A 16,547-nucleotide genomic window follows, 5' to 3' on the forward strand; every position below is an offset into this window, starting at 1 on the left:
CATGGCTCGCACCGACGTCGTCGTCACCGGGCTCGGCGCGACCACCCCGCTGGGCGGGGACGTCGCGTCGACCTGGGACGCCATGCTCGCCGGCCGCTCCGGGGTGAGTGCGCTCACCCAGGAGTGGGCCGGGCAGTTGCCGGTCCGGATCGCCGCCCGGCTGGCGGTCGACCCGGCCGGCCTGCTGGACCGGGTCAAGCTGCGCCGGCTCGACCGTTCCGAGGCGATCGCGATCATCGCGGCGCAGCAGGCCTGGGCGGACGCCGGCCTGGCCGACTCCGGGCCGGACCCGGACCGGCTGGGCGTCAGCGTCGGCTCCGGCATCGGCGGCGCGCTGACCCTGCTCGACCAGGACGACATCCTGGAGGCGTCCGGCCCGCGCCGGGTCTCCCCGCACACCATCCCGATGCTGATGCCGAACGGCCCCGCCGCCTGGGTGGGGCTGGAGCTGGGCGCCCGGGCCGGCGTCCACTCGGTGGCCAGCGCCTGCGCGACCGGCGCGGAGGCCATCGCGCTCGGCATGGACATGATCCGCGCCGGCCGGGCCGACGTGGTGGTGGCCGGCGGCACCGAGGCGGTCATCCACCAGCTGCCGATCGCCGGCTTCAGCTCCATGCGGGCCATGTCGACCCGCAACGACGAGCCGGAGCGGGCCTCCCGCCCGTGGGACAAGGGCCGGGACGGGTTCGTGCTCGGCGAGGGCGCCGGCATCCTGGTGCTGGAGCGGGCCGAGCACGCCGCCGCCCGGGGCGCCCGGGTGTACGCGCGGCTGGCCGGCTCGGGCATCACCTCCGACGGCTACGACATCGTCCAGCCGCACCCGGAGGGGGCGGGTGCGATCCGGGCCATCGCCAAGGCGATCGCCGACGCGGACGTGGCGAAGTCCGACATCGTGCACGTCAACGCGCACGCCACCTCGACCCCGGTCGGCGACCTCGCCGAGATCAAGGCGCTGCGCGAGGCGCTCGGCGACCACCCGGTGCTGACCTCCACCAAGTCCATGTCCGGTCACCTGCTCGGCGCGGCGGGCGCGCTGGAGTCGATCGCCACGATCCTGGCGATCCGCGACGGTGTCGTACCTCCGACGATCAACCTCGACGACCCGGACGACGGCCTCACCCTGGAGGTGGCCGCCAACAAGGCGCGTCACATGGACATCCCCGCAGCACTGAACAACTCGTTCGGCTTCGGCGGGCACAACGTGGCTCTCGTCTTCACGCGGGCCTGAGACCACAGCCTTGGAGGCTCACGTGACCACCACCGCCGTTGGTGCGGACACATCCACCGTGGACTATCGGGATCCAGAGCTGCGCCTGCGGGCCCTGTTCGACGCCGGCTCGCTGCGCCTGCTGGCGCCGCGGGACACCTCGGGCGTGCTCTGGGCGCGGGGCGAGATCGACGGCACGCCGGCGATCGCGTACGCCACCGACGCCACGAAGATGGGCGGCGCGATGGGCACTGACGGGTGCCGGCAGGTCGTCGACGCGATCGACACGGCCGTCCGGGAGCGGGTGCCGGTGCTCGGCCTCTGGCACTCCGGCGGGGCCCGGCTGGCCGAGGGCGTGGTCGCGCTCGACGCCGTCGGGCAGGTCTTCGCCGCCATGGTGCGGGCCTCCGGCCGGGTGCCGCAGATCTCGGTGGTGCTCGGCCCGGCGGCCGGTGGCGCCGCGTACGGGCCGGCGCTGACCGACATCGTGGTGATGAGCGGCGCGGGGCGGATCTTCGTCACCGGGCCCGAGGTGGTCCGCAGCGTCACCGGCGAGCAGGTCGACATGGAGCGCCTCGGCGGCCCCGAGCCGCACGGCCGGCGCTCCGGTGTGGTGCACGTGACCTGCGCCGACGACGAGTCGGCGATGACCGAGTCGCGCAAGCTCGCCGCGCTGCTCGGCCGCCAGGGCCGGCTCTCCCCCGACGACGTGGCGACCGGCGTCGAGGACGGGCACGACCTGGCCGCGAAGATGCCGGCCGAGACCAACCGGGCGTACGACGTGAAGCCGGTGGTCAAGGCGCTGCTGGACGTGCCCGGCGTGGAGCTGCACGCCAAGTGGGCGCCGAACGTCGTCACCACCCTCGGCCGGTTCGCCGGCCGGACAGTCGGCGTGATCGCCAACAACCCGCTGCGGCTGGGTGGCTGCCTCGACGCGTCCAGCGCCGAGAAGGCCGCCCGCTTCGTGCGGATGTGCGACTCGCTCGGGGTGCCGCTGATCGTGCTGGTCGACGTGCCCGGCTACCTGCCCGGCCTGGGCCAGGAATGGGACGGCGTGGTCCGGCGCGGGGCGAAGCTGCTGCACGCCTTCGCCGAGGCGGTGGTGCCGCGGGTGACGCTGGTGACCCGCAAGGCGTACGGCGGGGCGTACATCGCGATGAACTCCCGCTCGCTCGGCGCGACCGCGGTCTTCGCCTGGCCGAACGCGGAGGTCGCGGTGATGGGCGCCAGCGCGGCGGTCAACATCCTGCACCGCAAGAAGCTCGCCGCCGCCCCGGCGGAGGAGCGCGAGGCGCTGCGCGCGCAGCTGATCGAGGAGCAGACCCGGGTCGCCGGCGGGGTGAACCGGGCGCTGGAGATCGGCGTGGTGGACGACGTGATCAAGCCGGAGGAGACCCGGCGCCGGATCGCCGAGGCGCTCGCCACGGCGCCGGCCGCCCGGGGCGCGCACGGCAACATCCCGCTGTAGCACCGGTCGTACCGTCAGGGTCCGCGCCTTTCCCGGCGCGGGCCCTGACCGCGTCTCAACCCCGGTTGCGGGGGTGCTGCCGGGCGGTCCGCTCGTTGCCTCGGCGGTAGTTGCCCGTCCACCGGGCCATCACCAGCTGCGGGTCGTCGCCCACCTCGGCCAGGAACTGCGCCGCGCGGTCGCCGCGCAGCGTGCCGGCCGGGCGCCCGTGGTGGGTGATCACCACCGAGCCGTCCGCCCGCTCACCGGTTGAGGTACGCCAGCACGGCGAGCACCCGGCGATTGTCGTCGGTGGACGGCGCCAGGTCGAGCTTGTTGAAGATGCTCGCGATGTGCTTGGTGACCGCGCTGTCGCTGACATTAAGCTGAGCGGCGATCGCGGCGTTCGAGCGGCCCTCGGCCATCAACAGGAGCACGTCGCGCTCCCGTTCGGTCAACGCGCTGACGGTTCCCCTGGCGTCGTTGCGGCGCAGCAGACGAGTGATGACCTCAGGATCGAGAACCGTGCCGCCACCGGCCACCCGCCGGACCGCGTCGAGGAACTGCTCGGCGTCGGAGACCCGGTCCTTGAGCAGGTAACCGATCGCGCCAGCGCCGTCGGCGAGCAGCTCGCGGGCGTACAGCTGCTCGACGTACTGCGACAGGAGCAGGATCGGCAGGCCGGGGTGGCAGCGGCGGGCCGCGAGTGCCGCTCGCAATCCGTCGTCGGTGAACGAGGGCGGCAGCCGGACGTCGACGACCGCCACGGTGGGCGGATTGTTGAGCAGCAGGTCAAGGAGTGCGGGGCCGTTGTCCACCGCGTCGACCTCGAACCCGTGCTCGCGCAGTAGCCGGACCAGCCCGTCCCGCAGCAGGAACAGATCCTCCGCGATCACGACCCGCATGGGATCGCCAACTCGATCACGGTCGGGCCCCCGGCCGGGCTGTCCACCCGGAGCGTCCCGTCGAAGGCCGCCAGCCGGCGTTCCACCCCACGCAGCCCGGTCCCTCGGGACAGGTCCGCGCCGCCGCACCCGTCGTCGCGTACCCGGATGTACAGCAGCCCGTTGCGCAGTGCGATGTCGACAGCGGCCCGGTCGGCTTCCGAGTGTTTGGCCGTGTTGGCCAGCAGCTCGCTCACGGCGAAGTAGGCCGCCGACTCCAGCGGTGCCGGTAGCCGGTGTGCCAGTCGGGCGTCGATCTCGACGTCCAGGGGACCGTCGAGGGCGAGCGCCCGCACCGCGTCGGGAAGGCCACGGTCGGCGAGCACCGGCGGGTGGATGCCCCGGACGAGGTCGCGGAGTTCCTGCAACGCCTTGGACGAGCTCTGGCGTACCTCCGCGACCAGGGCCCGCGCCGTCTCGGGGTCGCGTTCGATCAGCCGTTCCGCGTTGCTCAGGCTCATGCCCATGGCCACCAGCCGGGCCTGCGCGCCGTCGTGCAGGTCCCGCTCGATACGGCGCAGTTCGGCGGCGGAGCTGTCCACGGCTGCGGCGCGGGTGTCGACCAGTTGCTCGACCCGGCGGGTCAGCTCCTCGGTACGGTCGGGGGACAGCAACGCCCGGGTCAGCCGGGCGTGCACGCGCAGCAGCCACGGCCCGCAGTAGAACCCGAGCACGGTGACCGCCACCCCGATCGGCACCGCCAGCAGCGCCCGCGGCCCGGTGTTGACGTGGACCATCGTGTACCAGTTGCTACCGCCGGCCTGGTCGATGGGCCGCCAGACGAACGGCTGCACCAGCGCGCCGAAGATGCCGTAGACGACGAGCGAGAACGGGGTACCGGCGATGAGCGCCCCGACGATCGGGTCGGCCAGTGACCAACGGTACTCGTACCAGAACTCGCGGTCGGTGAGAGTCCGCCAGCACCAGCGGGCCCGCCCCAGCAGCCCGGCGGGTACGGCTGGCCGCGTCCGCCCAGGGCTCACCGCCACCCCGGACCACTGTCCGGCGTACCGGCGGGCGCGTTCGGCCAGGCCGGTGAGCCCGGCCATCGAGGGCGGGAAGAGGTACAGCCCGATGCCGAGCGGGATCAGCATGGCCGAGGCCGCGACCACGCAGGCCAGGACGCTCTCGGCCAGTGCCAGACCGACGAGCAGGACGCCGCGTCCGGGGGCGGCGAGCCGGGCCGGCCAGCCGGTGCGGGCGGGGGCGAGGATGTCGTTCACGCCCGGTCTCCTCTCACGGCGCTGGTGAGCGCGATGCCGCGCCGGGCGGCGACGAGGAGCACGCCGGAGGCGGTGAGCACGCACGCCGCGGCGAGGGACAACCGGACGGCGTCGCCGTCGGCGTCGCCGGTCAGGATCAGCATGCCGATGTTGACGAGCATATGGAAGCCGCCGGCGATAACCAAAGCGCCGGGGCGCGACCGGTCCAGCAGCACGGCAAGCATGATCGACAGCGCGACCGTCATGGCCAGGAAGGCGGTGGTGAAGACCGGCCCCCGGCTGAAGACCTGGACGTGCCACACCCCCCAGAGCAACCCGACGACGGTGCCCGAGGTGACCACCCCGAAGCGGGTCCGCAGGTACGGCTGGAGGAAGCACCGCCAGCCGAACTCCTCGGCGCAGGCGCCGACCAGTTGCGCCGCCAGGATCAGCCAGAACGGGTACGGCAGCTGACCCGGGCGGGTGGCGTGCCGCGCGACACCGGCCAGCTCGGTGATGCCCACGAACATAGCGAAGATCACCACGGCCAGTACGACGACCACGGCCAGCCGGACCAGGACGTGGCGGGACAGGCCGAATGTGGTGGCCAGCGGAGGGCGCAACCGTCGCCAGGCCAGCAACACCGCCAGTACACCGACGGTGGGGCCGAACTGGGTGAGCTGGATGATCACCGGACTGATCCGCAGGGTGGGCTGCACCAGCCCGAACAGCAGCGCGGCCACGCAGGTCACCAGGTAGAACCAGAGAACCACCAGCAGCATCCGGGGCCGCGCCGCCGCGTCGGGTCGGGATTTCGCGTACGCCAGCGACGGCGTCGTCGTTCGCTCTTCAATCACGCCTCGACGATGTCGGCCCGTCCGGCTCTGCGCACTGCACCCAACCACCCGGTTCCACTGCGCTTTTCTGCACCCCGGTCAGCGCCGACACCTGCACCACGTCGGGCCGGTGCGGCAGCACCTCCGCGAGGCCGACGTGGCGGCACCTGGGTCACCGGGACACACCCCGTCGGCGCTGTGAGTGGATCATCGGTGCCGGAAGGGTGTCGTCGGTGGCGCGTCAGCGACGTCGGTACCGGGCCGCCATCGCGTGGAACACCTGCTTCGGCTCCCAGTGGGACTCGTCGAGCACTCGGACCACGCCGTAGGAGCCGACATCCCGCTCCCCGGCATGGCCGTAGCCGGCGAAGGTGAACCAGAGAGCCGTGTCCACCCCCTCATCCTCGAAGATGTCCAGCATCTCGGCGAGGTAGCGGACCTGCTCGTCCTCGTCCGGCACCGCGCCGTCCGGCACCTGCCAGGCCATCCCGCCGCGCTCACCCGCGCCCCGGTACGCGCAGGTTCCGTACTCGGTCACCACGACCGGCTTGCCGTGGGCGAAGTGGCCCCGCACCTCGGACCGGAAGGTGTCGGCGTTGTAGGCGGCCCGGTAGGCGTCGACGCCGACGATGTCGAACGGCCGCCAGTCGACGGACTCCCAGGGGGCCGCGGCGTACGTGACCAGCCCGCCGAAGTGGGCGCGGACCGTTGCCGCGGCCTCGGCGAGGAAGTCGTTGAGGCGCTGCTGTACCGGGCCGAGGGAGGTCCACCACTCCAGGTCGGCGGTGGCCATGGCCCGGAGGCGGTCACCGTAGGTGTCGCCCGGGATGAAGCCGCCGCAGAAGGCGCTGATCTCACAGCCGGCGACGAACACCACCTCAACGCCGTCCCGCCGCAGCACCTCGGCCCGCTGGGCGCAGTCGGCGAAGAAGGGGAGCAGCCGGTCGGCGGGAAGATCGACGGGGAAGGGAGCGAACCAGACCTCGAGGCCGGCGGCTGCGGCGTACCGGGCGGCGATGCTCAACCGTTCGGGGTCGCGGCCGGAGACGCGTACGGCGTCGCAGTGCAGCTCGTCGGAGATCACCGCCATGTCGCGCCGGACGATCTCGGGGGTGAAGGTCTTCCGGGACAGGTGGTCTCCGGGGAGGAAACCCGTGTCGTAGTTGATGCCCCGTGCGCGCACGTCACTGTCCTTTCCGGTGGTGGAGCCGATGCTGGTGCCCGTTCTCCAGCAGGTCGAAGGCGAGTTCGGTCTCCCCGGCCAGCACCCGGGCAGCTTCCTCCGGCGCCGCGTCACCGGCTAGGTGGTGGAAGAAGGACTCCTGGAGGGTGAGCAGCGTCGCGGCGATCTGCGCCGCCATCAGCGCCGCCACGGGCTCGCCGTACTCCTCGGTCAGTGCCTCTGCCAACGCCCGGCGCTGTTGGTAGAGCAGGGCGTTCGCGGCTCCGCTGAGGGCCGGACTGTCGAAGATCACGCGCATCCGGGCGACCAGTTCGTCGCGGTCCAGCGTGGCCAGTTGTCCGTCGGCGAGCGCCCGGAAGTGGGCCCGCAGGGCCTGCAGCGGAGACTGCCCCGGCGCGCGCCGGAGGACCACACCGGCGAGGTCGTCCTCGCCCACGCCCTGCAGCGCGAGCGACTCCTTGCTGGGGAAGTACGCGAAGAGGGTGGCCTTGGCCACCTCGGCAGCCTCGGCGATCTCGTTGACCGTCACCGCGTCGAACCCGCGTTCGGTGAACAGCCTCGTCGCCACCGCGATGATCCGCTGCCGCGTCTGTTCCTTCCGGCGCTCGCGAAGACCCGTCATGCGACCACAATAACTAGACTCGGTCTGAAATCAAACCCGGTACAGCGGGCTACCGCTGTCCGCGCGGTTGGCCGGGTTCTGCCGGTCGGACCGTTCGAACGCCTCGACCACCCGGTAGCATCTGCCGGCCGTCGCGTCGACGGCGCGAGATCTGACGGGGGACGTGACACATGATCCGACGAGTGGCCGTGCTGGCCGCGCTCACCCTGACCGTGGTGACCGGTTGCACCGAGGACGGGAAGGAATCCGCCGCGACGCCGTCGCCGTCGGCGAGTCCGACCGCCTCGCCGGTCGCGGCCGGTCCACCCTGGTACGACGAGGTCGCCCCGGCCGCCGCCGGCACGACGGTCGGCCCGGAGAGCACCACCTGCCCACTGCCGATCACCTTCTCGGTGCCGACGAAGTGGAAGGTCGAAGCGGTGACCTCCGGCACGGACTTCCACATCGGACCGGCCGTGCTGCTCTGCGAGATCGACGCGAAGCCGGCCGGGCACATCGGCTTCCTGCGGGTCTGGCGGATCGAGGGAGCGACGCCCCGGACGCCGCAGATCACGCTCGACAAGTTCATCGACGACTACGGCACGGCGGAGCAGCGGCAGTACCGGCGGACCAAGGCCGGCCCGCTGGACTCGTTCGAGGCGACCTGGACCAGTGACGACGGACGGAAGCGGGCGATCCTGGTGTCCAGCCTCTACGGCAAGATCCTGATCACTCTCGGTGGGGCGGACGACGAGGAGTTCACGGCGATGTTCCCGGCTTACCAGCTGGCCAAGTCGAGCACCAACCTGCCGGAGTGACCGGTGTGCGTGTCGGTCCGCCCCGGGGCAGACCGACACGCCGGATCAGCGGGGTGCGGGGACCGCCTCGCGGGCCAGGGTGACCGCGCCGAGCAGCGCCGCGTCGTCGGCGAACCGGGACAGCACCACGTCGGGCCGGTGGGGCAGCACCTCGGCGAGCCGGTCGACGAGCAGCCCCCGGATCAGGTCGCTGCCGGCCACCCCGCCGACCAGCACCACCCGCTGCGGGTCGAGCAGCAGGCAGCAGGTGACCAGGTGGCGGGCCAGCTCGTCGACCCGGGCGGTCAGCGCGTCCCGGGCCGCGCCGGGCTGCTCCGCCGCGGCGGCCAGGCCGGCGGCGGCACCGGCCACCCCGAGCTCGTCGGCGAGCCGGTCCAGCGCCCGGCCGGAGAAGTCCAGCTCCAGCATGGTGCCGGGCCAGGGGCCGCCGGCCACCGCGTACCCGATCTCGCCGGCCGCACCGCGATGGCCCGGCAGCACCGCGCCGCCGACCGTGACGGCCGCCGCGACGCCGGTGCCGAGCCCGAGGACCAGACCGGGGTCGGCGTCGCGCAGTGCGCCCAGCCGCAGCTCGGCCAGGGCGGCCGCGTTCAGGTCGTTGTCCACCGCCACCCGGGCCACGCCGAGCCCGTCGCGGACCGCGTCGGCCAGCCGCAGCCGCTCCCAGCCGGGCACGTTCGGGGCCAGGTCGATGCCGTCCGGACGGATCACGCCGGGCGAGGCCACCCCGGCCGCCGCGACCGGCCCGCCGACCCCGGCGACCAGCTTCGCGGCCAGGCCCAACGCCCGCTCCAGCGCCTGCGGGGCACCCCGGTCCGCGTACGTGGGGACGCGCTGGTGGGCCAGCAACCGGCCGTCGGCGTCGGCCACCCCGACCGCCATCTTGGTGCCGCCGAAGTCGATGCCGAGCAGCAGCCCACCGGTACGGGTGTCCGTCACGGACCGACCAGCCAGCCGCACGCTCACTGGTCGGCAACCTTGGCGGCGACCGCGTCGAGCGCCTCGTCGGCGCGGCCGAGCCGGTCGCGTACCCCGGCCAGCCGGTCGACGACGGCGTCGAAGGCGCCGGTCAGCACGCTCACCTGGGCGCGGACGGCGGCCGCGCCCGGGCCGTCCACCTGGGCCCGGTCGAGCACCAGGTCGGGGCGGACGGCCGCGGCGATCAGGTCGGCCACGGCGGCGTCGTCGAGCGGGCCGGTGAGCCCCTCGGCGGCCTGACGAACCCCTTCGGGGGTCCAGGTGTCCGGGCCGCCGGCGCGGACCAGCCGGCCGACCACCGAGTGGGCGGCCCGGAACGGCACGCCGTGCCGGGTCAGCGCGTCGGCGGCCGCGGTGGTGGTGGCGCCGGAGGCGACGATCTCCTCCCGGGTCGGCGGCGACAGCGGCTCCAGCTCGGCGAGGAAGCCGCCGACCAGGGCGAAGAACCGCTGGGCCCGGTCGTTGCTCTCCCAGAGCCGGACCTGCACGTCGGTGGTGGCGTTGTTGGAGTCCTCCCACCAGGCGGCACCCACGTTGTTCAGCACCGAGGCGGCGTCGGCGGCGGCCGCGCCGGCGTACGACACCAGGTGCTCCAGCACCACCGGGTTGCGCTTCTGCGGCATGATGCTGCTGCCCTGGGTGAAGTCGCCGGGGGTGGCCACCCAGTTCCAGCTCAACCAGTCCATCAGGGTCCGGGCCAGCCGGGCGCCGGTGGCCAGCGCCTGGGCGTTGAGCGTGCCCACCCGCACCAGGTGGTCGGCGCCGGCGACCGCCTCGTACGAGTTGGTGACCAGCCCGGCGAAGCCGAGCAGCTCGGCCACCCGGGCCGGGGCGATGTCCAGGTCGGTGCCGGCGAAGGCGCAGGAGCCCAGCGGGGAGACGTTCAGCTGGTCGATCAGGTCGGCGTACGCGACGGCCTCCCCCGCGAGGGCCTCGGCGTACCCGGCGAGGGCGTGCCCGATCGTGGTGGGCTGGGCCGGCCGGCGGTGGGTATAGCCGGTGATCACCACGTCGGCGTACCGGTCGGCCTTCGCCAGCGCCGTCCGGCCGGTGGTCAGCACCCGGTCGAGCACGCCGAGGAGCTGGTCGCGCAGCAGCATCCGGAACACCCCGGCGTCCAGGTCGTTGCGGCTGCGCGCCATCTGCACGTCGAGCTCGGAGGTGGGGATGCCGCACGCCTCGGCGAGCCGCTTCTCCACCAGGTAGTAGGTGTCCTCGAAGCTGCCGTCGTACGCCGGCGCCGGCGCGGTGTCGGCGCGCAGCTCGGCGAGCCCGCGCAGCAGTCGGGCACCCCGCTCGGCGGGGATCAGCCCCTGCTCGGTCAGCATCACCACGTGCGCCTGGCTGGCCCGCACCATCGCCGGGTAGAGGTGGCCGACGTGGTGGTCGTAGGTGGGCGCCAGGTGGTGCCGCTGGTAGGTGGTCAGCGCGGGTGTGCTCATGGCGGTTCCTTGTTCCTTCCTGTCCGGGGCGGGCGTGGTCGCGCTCCCCGGGGTTCGGCCGGTCAGTCGGTCAGGCCGAGCAGCCGTTCGGCGTTGCCGGCGAAGATCGCGCGCAGGTGGTCGTCGGGCATTCCCAGCTCGCGGCAGACCCGGAGCTGGTCGTCGAGGTAGCGGGTGACGTAGCCGCGCGGGAACCAGGACGAGTCGCTGCCGTAGACGATCCGGTGCGGGCCGATCGTCTCGTAACAGCGACGGAAGAGGTCCTCCAGCGTCAGCTTGTACGGCATCCAGCGCACCCACTGGTTGGAGCCGGAGGTGTCGACGTGGATGTTGGGGCAGCCCCAGGCGGCGAAGAAGAGCTCCTGCACGTGCTGGACGCCGAAGTGCGGCACCACCACGTTCAGCTCCGGGAAGCGGCGGGCCATCCGGGCCAGCTCGTCCGGGCCGCCATACCGGCCGAAGGACAGGCCGCCGGCGCTGCCGTAGTGGCCGATATGGACCAGCACCGGCACGCCGAGGCGCTGCGCGGTGGCCCAGAGCGGGTCCAGGGCCTCGTCGTCCAGCGGGCCGCGCAGCAGCGGGGCGAAGAGCTTCAGCCCGCGCAGGCCGCGCTCGGTCACGGCGCGTTCCAGCTCGGCGGCGGCGCCGTCGGCGTACGGGTCGTGGTGGGCGAAGCCGAGCAGCAGGTCGGGGTGGCGGTCGACCACGTCGGCGACGGTGTCGTTGCCTCCTCCGGTGACGAAGACGGCGCGGCGGACGTGCACCGCCCGCAGTTCCTCGGCCCAGCGGTCGGCCTCGTCCTGCCAGCGCTCCGCCGGGGGCTCCGGGTCGGGGAAGCCCCAGGCCTGCCGCCACTGCCGGGCGTACGGCGCGGAGCCGGCGGCGCGGACCGCCCGCTCGTGCTCTCCGCCCGGGTGCATGCCGGCGGCGTGCTCGCAGGCGTGGATCGTCTCGTCGGCGCCGATCCGGAAGTGCAGGTGGAAGTCGACGATGTCGAGGGCCCGGTTCACGGTCATGAGACTCCCCCGGTCGGCAGCGGGTCGGCGGTGGGCGGGGCCGGGGGCTCGGCGGCGACCCAGGCGACGACGATCTCGCGCAGCCGGGCGGCGGCCAGGTCGCGGACCCGCCGGCCGGCCTCCTCGGTGGCCAGCGAGACGTGCCCGGACCAGCCCTGCCAGGGGTCGGGGCGGGACTCGACCAGCACGTACGGGTGGCCGACCGGTAGCTTCGGCTTCGGCGGCAGGTCGCCGGCGGCGTCGAGGCGTACCGCGCCGGGGTCGAAGCCGAGCACGCCGGAGGTCTCGTACGCCCCGCCGTGCCCCCGCGACGGCAGCTCGCCGTAGATCTCGCCGGTCTCCGCCGGGGTGACCAGCTGGAACCAGTTCACCAGCAGCAGGCTGGCGGTACGCCGTCCGGAGACCCACTCCATCGCGGCCCGGACGGTGGACATGTTGGCGTCGTGGCCGTTGACGATCAGCAGCCGACCGAAGCCGGCGGCGACGATCCCCTCGATGACGTCGGCCAGGTAGCCGACCGCGATCTCCGGCCGGATCGCCACCGTGCCCGGCCAGGGGCGGGTCTGCCCCGGGCAGGCCGCGTACGGGACGGCGGGGAAGAGCACCCCGCGCGGCCCGGGGCCGTCGAGGGCGCTCTCGGCGGCGAAGCCCTCGGCGAGGATCAGGTCGGTGCCGAGTGGCAGGTGGGGCCCGTGCCACTCGACCGCGCCGACCGGCAGCACGGCGAAGTCCGCCGCCCGCGCCACCGCGGCCAGCTCAGCGCCGGGGATCCGGGCGGCGGGGAGCAGCCCGCCGCCCGCCGGCCAGGTCAGGCCGTCCACTGCGCCGCCTCCCGGCTGGCCTTGCGGCCGCTCTGCAGCCGGCCGGAGACCACCATCACCACGAAGATCAGGACGACCTGGAGCATGCCATACGCGGCGGCGGTGCCGACCTCGAACGAATACATCCGGTTGTTGATCTCGACGGAGATCGGCGCGGTCGACGAGGTGTAGATGAGCACCGAGGCGACGAACTCGCCGACGCCGTGCACGAAGGCGAGCAGCGCGCCGGCCACCACGCCCGGCAGCATCAACCGCAGGGTGACCGTGCCGAACGCCCGCCACCAGGACGCGCCGAGGTTGCGGGCGGCCTCCTCCAGCGACGGGTCGAGCTGGGCCAGGGCGGCCGAGCTGGACCGGAAGACCAGCGGCAGGAACCGCACGAAGTACGCCAGCGGCATGATCCAGAAGGTACCGATCAGCACCTGCCCGAAGCTGAACGCGTTGCCGGTGCTGAACGCCGAGATCAGGTTGATCGCCACCACCGTGCCGGGCAGCGCCCAGGCCAGCATGACCGCCACGTCGAGCAGGCCCCGGCCGCGGAAGTTCAGCCGGCGCACCGCGTACGCGATCAGCACGCCGACCACGACGCAGCCGACGGTGGCGATCAGGCTCATCTGCAGCGAGTTGAGGATCGGCTGAAAGGCGTTCGGGTCGGAGAAGATCGTGACGAAGTTCTGCATGGTGTAGGCGGCCGGGATCACCTCGGTGGTCCAGGAGCCGTCCTCCGAGAACGCGACCAGGGCGATGGTCGCCACCGGGGCGAGCAGCACGGCGGTGGCCAGCAGCGAGGCGAGCAGGGCGAGCCACTTGCCGAACGGGTTGGTGATCTCGCGGCGGTGCGCGGCGATGCCCTTGGACTGGGAGCGGTAGCTGCGCCGCCCCTCGTACCAGCGCATGCCGAGCAGGAAGAGCACCGAGACCACGCCGAGCACCGAGGCGTAGGTGGAGGCCATCGGCAGGTCGCCGTTGGTGCGGTTGATGTAGATCTGCATGGTCATCGTCTGGTCCACGCCGAACAGCAGCGGGGCGGTGTACGAGGCCAGCGACGTCATGAAGACCAGCAGCGAGCCGGAGACCAGCGCCGGGGTGAGCATCGGCAGCAGCACGGTGCGCCAGACCCGGACCCGGCCGGCGCCGAGGTTGTACGCGGCCTCCTCGACCGAGGGGTCCATACCGACCAGCGCGGCCGAGGCGGCCAGGTAGAAAAACGGGTACATGGTGAAGGTGTGCACCACCAGGACCCCGGCGATGCCGCTGAACGGCAGCACCGGCTCGGCGGTGCCGAAGAGCTGCTGGAGCCCGCGCGGCAGGATGCCCGTCTCGCTGTAGAGCAGCTGGAACGAGATCGCGCCGATCAGCGGCGGCAGCGCCGCCGGCACCAGGATGATCGCCTCGATCAGCTTGCGGCCGGGGAACGAGAAGCGCTTGAGCAGGAATGCCATCGCCACGCCGACGATCCCGCAGAGCAGCACGCTGGCCGCCGAGATGATCAGCGAGGTGACCAGCGAGGAGCGGGCTACGCCGTCGCCGGTGAGAAAGGTGCCGTAGTTCTCCAGCCCGTCCACCCCGACGCTCTCGGCGAAGGTGGCGAACATCGGCTGCACGACGTACCCGAAGAGGATCAGCGCCAGCGGCAGCACCAGCACGTACGGGAACCAGGGCGAGTTGGCGCTGAGGGCGGTGCGGGACCGGCGCGCGCGGGACGGCTTCGGGTCTTCGGTGACCGGCGGGACGGTGGCCGCGCCGGGGGTGGCCGCGCTGGGGGTGGCGGGGATGGTGCTCACGGCCGCACCACCCACATCCGCTCCCGGGACAGCCGCAGCCCGACCCGGTCACCGACCGCCACGCCGGCCGGCACGTCGATCGCCGCGACCTGCACCGGCTCGCCGGCGACGTCGACCACGAGGTTGGTGGCCATGCCGGTGAACTCCAGCTCGGTCACCCGGCCGGTGAGCACGCCGGCCTCGGTGGCCGAGGTGAGGCCGATGTGCTCGGGGCGGACGGAGACCAGCGCGGTCGCGCCCTCGTGCAGGCCGTGGTCGGTGGGGGCGGCTACGCCGACCTGCTCGCCGCCGGGCAGCGCCACGGTGACGGTCTGCGGGCCGGCCGACACCACGGGCAGGCTGAGCACGTTGCTGCGGCCGATGAACCGGGCCACGAAGGCGGTCGCCGGCCGGTGGTAGATCTCCTGCGGGGCGCCGATCTGCTGCACCCGGCCGGACTGCATGACGGCGATCCGGTCGGACATCGCCATCGCCTCGGCCTGGTCGTGGGTGACGTAGAGGGAGGTGGTGCCGGCCTCGCGCTGGATCCGGCGGATCTCCACCCGGGTCTCCTCGCGCAATTTGGCGTCGAGGTTGGACAGCGGCTCGTCGAGCAGCAGCGTACGCGGCCGGATGACCAGCGCCCGGGCCAGCGCGACGCGCTGCTGCTGGCCGCCGGAGAGCTGGTCGATGCGGCGGTCGCCGTAGCCGGCGAGGTGGACCTGGCCGAGCGCCTCCTCGACCCGCCGTTTGGAGTCGGCCCGGCCGACCTTGCGGATCTTCAGGCCGTACGCGACGTTCTGCGCGACGCTCATGTGCGGGAAGAGCGCGTAGTTCTGGAACACCATGCCGGTGTCGCGCTTGTTCGGCGGCCGGTTGGTGACGTCCTCCTGACCGAACCGGATCCGCCCCGAGGTGGGGAAGTAGAACCCGGCCACCATCCGCAGGGTGGTGGTCTTGCCGCAGCCGCTCGGGCCGAGCAGGGTGAAGAACTCCCCGGCGGCGATGGTGAGGTCGACGTCGTCGACGGCCGCGGTGTCGCCGGCGCGCGCGAAGCGCTTGCTCACCGACTCCAGCGTGACATCGATCATGATGTCTCTCCTTGCGTCCGGTACCGGGTCTGGCCGGTGGTGGGTGGCGGGCCAGACCCGGTCTGGCGGTACGTACGAAGATGCGGCGCCGGGCGTGGGAACCCGCCCGGCGCCGCCCCGGTCAGCCCTTGTTCTTGATCTGGCTGTTCCAGTGGTTGATCCACTCGGTCTCGTTCTTGCCGATCACGTCCCAGTCGACGTTCATCGGGGTGAGGTTGAGCTGGGCCAGCCACTCCGGCTTCTGGGCGATGTCCACGGCCGGGATCTGGTAGTAGTCCTTGGCCAGGTCGGCGCGGAGCGTGTCGTCGAAGAGGAACTCGACGAACTTCTGCGCGCCGGTGCTGTTGCCGCCCTTGACCGCCGCCAGGCCGTCGACCAGCACCGGGGCGCCCGAGGCCGGCACCACGTACCCGAAGGGCATGTTGGACTGGTTGGCCTGGAGCAGGATGTCCTGGAGGTTCCAGGCGCTCAGCACACCCTGCTGGCGGGACATCTTCAGGTAGAGGTCGGCCGGGTTGGCCGCGTACGCGCCGGTGTTGGCGTCGAGCTTCTTCAGCCAGTCGTAGCCGGGCTGCGGGTTGCTGCCGTCCGGCGACTGCCGCTGGATCATCGAGGCGTAGATCGACCGCATGGTGCCGGAGGCCGCCACGTCCCGGATGATGATCTTGTCTTTCCACTCCGGCTTGAGCAGGTCGTCCCAGTCCTTCGGGGCCTGCTCCGGGGTGAGCGCCTTGTTGTTGTACATGATGACCTCGGGCAGCAGGATCTCGCCGAACCAGCGACCCTCGGGGTCCTTGTACTTGGCCTCCATCTTGGCGGCGAACGCCGGCTGCCAGGAGGTGAGCAGGCCCTCCGAGGCACCGGCGGCCAGCCCCTGCTGGGTGCCGCCCCACCAGACGTCGGCCTGCGGGTTGGCCTTCTCGGCCCGGACCCGCTCCAGGATCTCCTGGGCGCCGAGATTGAGGACCTCGACCTTGCCCTTGTACTCGGGGTACTTCGCGGTGAACTTGTCGACGACGAAGGTGGAGACCTTCTTGTCGCGGGCCGTGTAGATCGTCAGCTTCTCGGTGCCGCCGGCGGCGGCGTCGTCCGAGCCGCCGCCGCAGGCGGTGCCCGCGGCGAGGACGGTGGCGAGCGCTCCGGCGAGGAAGAGTCGACGTCTCATGGGGTGGTACCTCCGAGGGGTGTGGGGGGAACT

The 16,547-nt window shown here is 72.7% G+C and carries 16 protein-coding genes; 3 read left to right on the forward strand and 13 right to left on the reverse strand.

Translation table 11 applies throughout. The features are described 5' to 3' along the window. Position 1 precedes the first annotated feature (1 nt). Together fabF and ABZ807_RS21395 are read left to right on the forward strand one after the other, a co-directional pair. The gene (gene fabF / locus ABZ807_RS21390; protein WP_357160577.1) at positions 2–1,228 is read left to right on the forward strand and encodes a beta-ketoacyl-ACP synthase II; all 1,227 of its coding nucleotides are present in this window, start codon (positions 2–4) and stop codon (positions 1,226–1,228) included. Positions 1,229–1,250: 22 nt separating this feature from the next. Next, positions 1,251–2,675, forward strand: coding sequence for a carboxyl transferase domain-containing protein (locus ABZ807_RS21395; protein ID WP_357160580.1), 1,425 nt, complete (start codon positions 1,251–1,253; stop codon positions 2,673–2,675). A 55-nt stretch (positions 2,676–2,730) separates the two neighbouring features. Here the strand turns inward: ABZ807_RS21395 and ABZ807_RS21400 are convergent, their stop codons facing one another. The 6 genes from ABZ807_RS21400 to ABZ807_RS21425 all read right to left on the reverse strand — a co-directional run bounded on the left by ABZ807_RS21400 (position 2,731) and on the right by ABZ807_RS21425 (position 7,441). Then, positions 2,731–2,901 carry a hypothetical protein gene (locus ABZ807_RS21400; RefSeq protein WP_357160583.1) on the reverse strand — a complete coding sequence of 57 codons (171 nt, stop codon included), beginning with the start codon at positions 2,899–2,901 and terminating at the stop codon, positions 2,731–2,733. A 16-nt stretch (positions 2,902–2,917) separates the two neighbouring features. Further along, the gene (locus ABZ807_RS21405) at positions 2,918–3,559 is read right to left on the reverse strand and encodes a response regulator transcription factor (RefSeq protein WP_357160586.1); all 642 of its coding nucleotides are present in this window, start codon (positions 3,557–3,559) and stop codon (positions 2,918–2,920) included. Then, positions 3,547–4,821: a sensor histidine kinase gene (locus tag ABZ807_RS21410; protein ID WP_357160589.1), complete on the reverse strand. Its 1,275-nt coding sequence runs from the start codon at positions 4,819–4,821 to the stop codon at positions 3,547–3,549. Before ABZ807_RS21410 ends, ABZ807_RS21405 begins: the two co-directional genes overlap by 13 nt. After that, entirely contained in the window at positions 4,818–5,657 is an 840-nt protein-coding gene (locus ABZ807_RS21415; RefSeq protein WP_357160592.1) for a type II CAAX endopeptidase family protein, read from the reverse strand. Before ABZ807_RS21415 ends, ABZ807_RS21410 begins: the two co-directional genes overlap by 4 nt. Positions 5,658–5,877: 220 nt before the next feature. Then, on the reverse strand, positions 5,878–6,819 hold the full coding sequence (locus ABZ807_RS21420) for a hypothetical protein (RefSeq protein WP_357160595.1): 942 nt from the start codon (positions 6,817–6,819) through the stop codon (positions 5,878–5,880). A 1-nt stretch (position 6,820) separates the two neighbouring features. Continuing rightward, positions 6,821–7,441 carry a TetR family transcriptional regulator gene (locus tag ABZ807_RS21425; RefSeq protein WP_357160598.1) on the reverse strand — a complete coding sequence of 207 codons (621 nt, stop codon included), beginning with the start codon at positions 7,439–7,441 and terminating at the stop codon, positions 6,821–6,823. Between the two features lie 170 nt (positions 7,442–7,611). Between ABZ807_RS21425 and ABZ807_RS21430 the strand changes: the two genes are divergently transcribed. After that, positions 7,612–8,238, forward strand: a complete 627-nt coding sequence (locus ABZ807_RS21430; protein WP_357160601.1) for a lipoprotein — start codon at positions 7,612–7,614, stop codon at positions 8,236–8,238. 45 nt (positions 8,239–8,283) lie between these two features. Here ABZ807_RS21430 and ABZ807_RS21435 read toward each other — a convergent pair whose 3' ends face one another. From ABZ807_RS21435 to ABZ807_RS21465, 7 genes are all read right to left on the reverse strand, one after another. Then, positions 8,284–9,177 carry an ROK family protein gene (locus ABZ807_RS21435; protein ID WP_357160604.1) on the reverse strand — a complete coding sequence of 298 codons (894 nt, stop codon included), beginning with the start codon at positions 9,175–9,177 and terminating at the stop codon, positions 8,284–8,286. Between the two features lie 23 nt (positions 9,178–9,200). Beyond that, positions 9,201–10,658, reverse strand: coding sequence for a lyase family protein (locus ABZ807_RS21440; protein WP_357160607.1), 1,458 nt, complete (start codon positions 10,656–10,658; stop codon positions 9,201–9,203). Positions 10,659–10,720: 62 nt separating this feature from the next. Then, on the reverse strand, positions 10,721–11,674 hold the full coding sequence (locus ABZ807_RS21445) for an amidohydrolase family protein (protein WP_357160610.1): 954 nt from the start codon (positions 11,672–11,674) through the stop codon (positions 10,721–10,723). Further along, positions 11,671–12,495: a creatininase family protein gene (locus tag ABZ807_RS21450; protein WP_357160613.1), complete on the reverse strand. Its 825-nt coding sequence runs from the start codon at positions 12,493–12,495 to the stop codon at positions 11,671–11,673. The genes ABZ807_RS21445 and ABZ807_RS21450 overlap by 4 nt, the downstream gene beginning before the upstream one ends. Next, complete coding sequence (locus tag ABZ807_RS21455; protein WP_357160616.1) at positions 12,483–14,279, reverse strand: iron ABC transporter permease; 1,797 nt, start codon at positions 14,277–14,279, stop codon at positions 12,483–12,485. The genes ABZ807_RS21450 and ABZ807_RS21455 overlap by 13 nt, the downstream gene beginning before the upstream one ends. Continuing rightward, positions 14,276–15,349, reverse strand: a complete 1,074-nt coding sequence (locus ABZ807_RS21460; protein ID WP_357160619.1) for an ABC transporter ATP-binding protein — start codon at positions 15,347–15,349, stop codon at positions 14,276–14,278. Before ABZ807_RS21460 ends, ABZ807_RS21455 begins: the two co-directional genes overlap by 4 nt. A 121-nt stretch (positions 15,350–15,470) precedes the next feature. After that, the gene (locus ABZ807_RS21465) at positions 15,471–16,514 is read right to left on the reverse strand and encodes an extracellular solute-binding protein (RefSeq protein WP_357160622.1); all 1,044 of its coding nucleotides are present in this window, start codon (positions 16,512–16,514) and stop codon (positions 15,471–15,473) included. Between the last annotated feature and the right edge of the window lie 33 nt (positions 16,515–16,547).

The organism is Micromonospora sp. NPDC047548 (assembly GCF_040642975.1).
Classification (GTDB): domain Bacteria; phylum Actinomycetota; class Actinomycetes; order Mycobacteriales; family Micromonosporaceae; genus Micromonospora.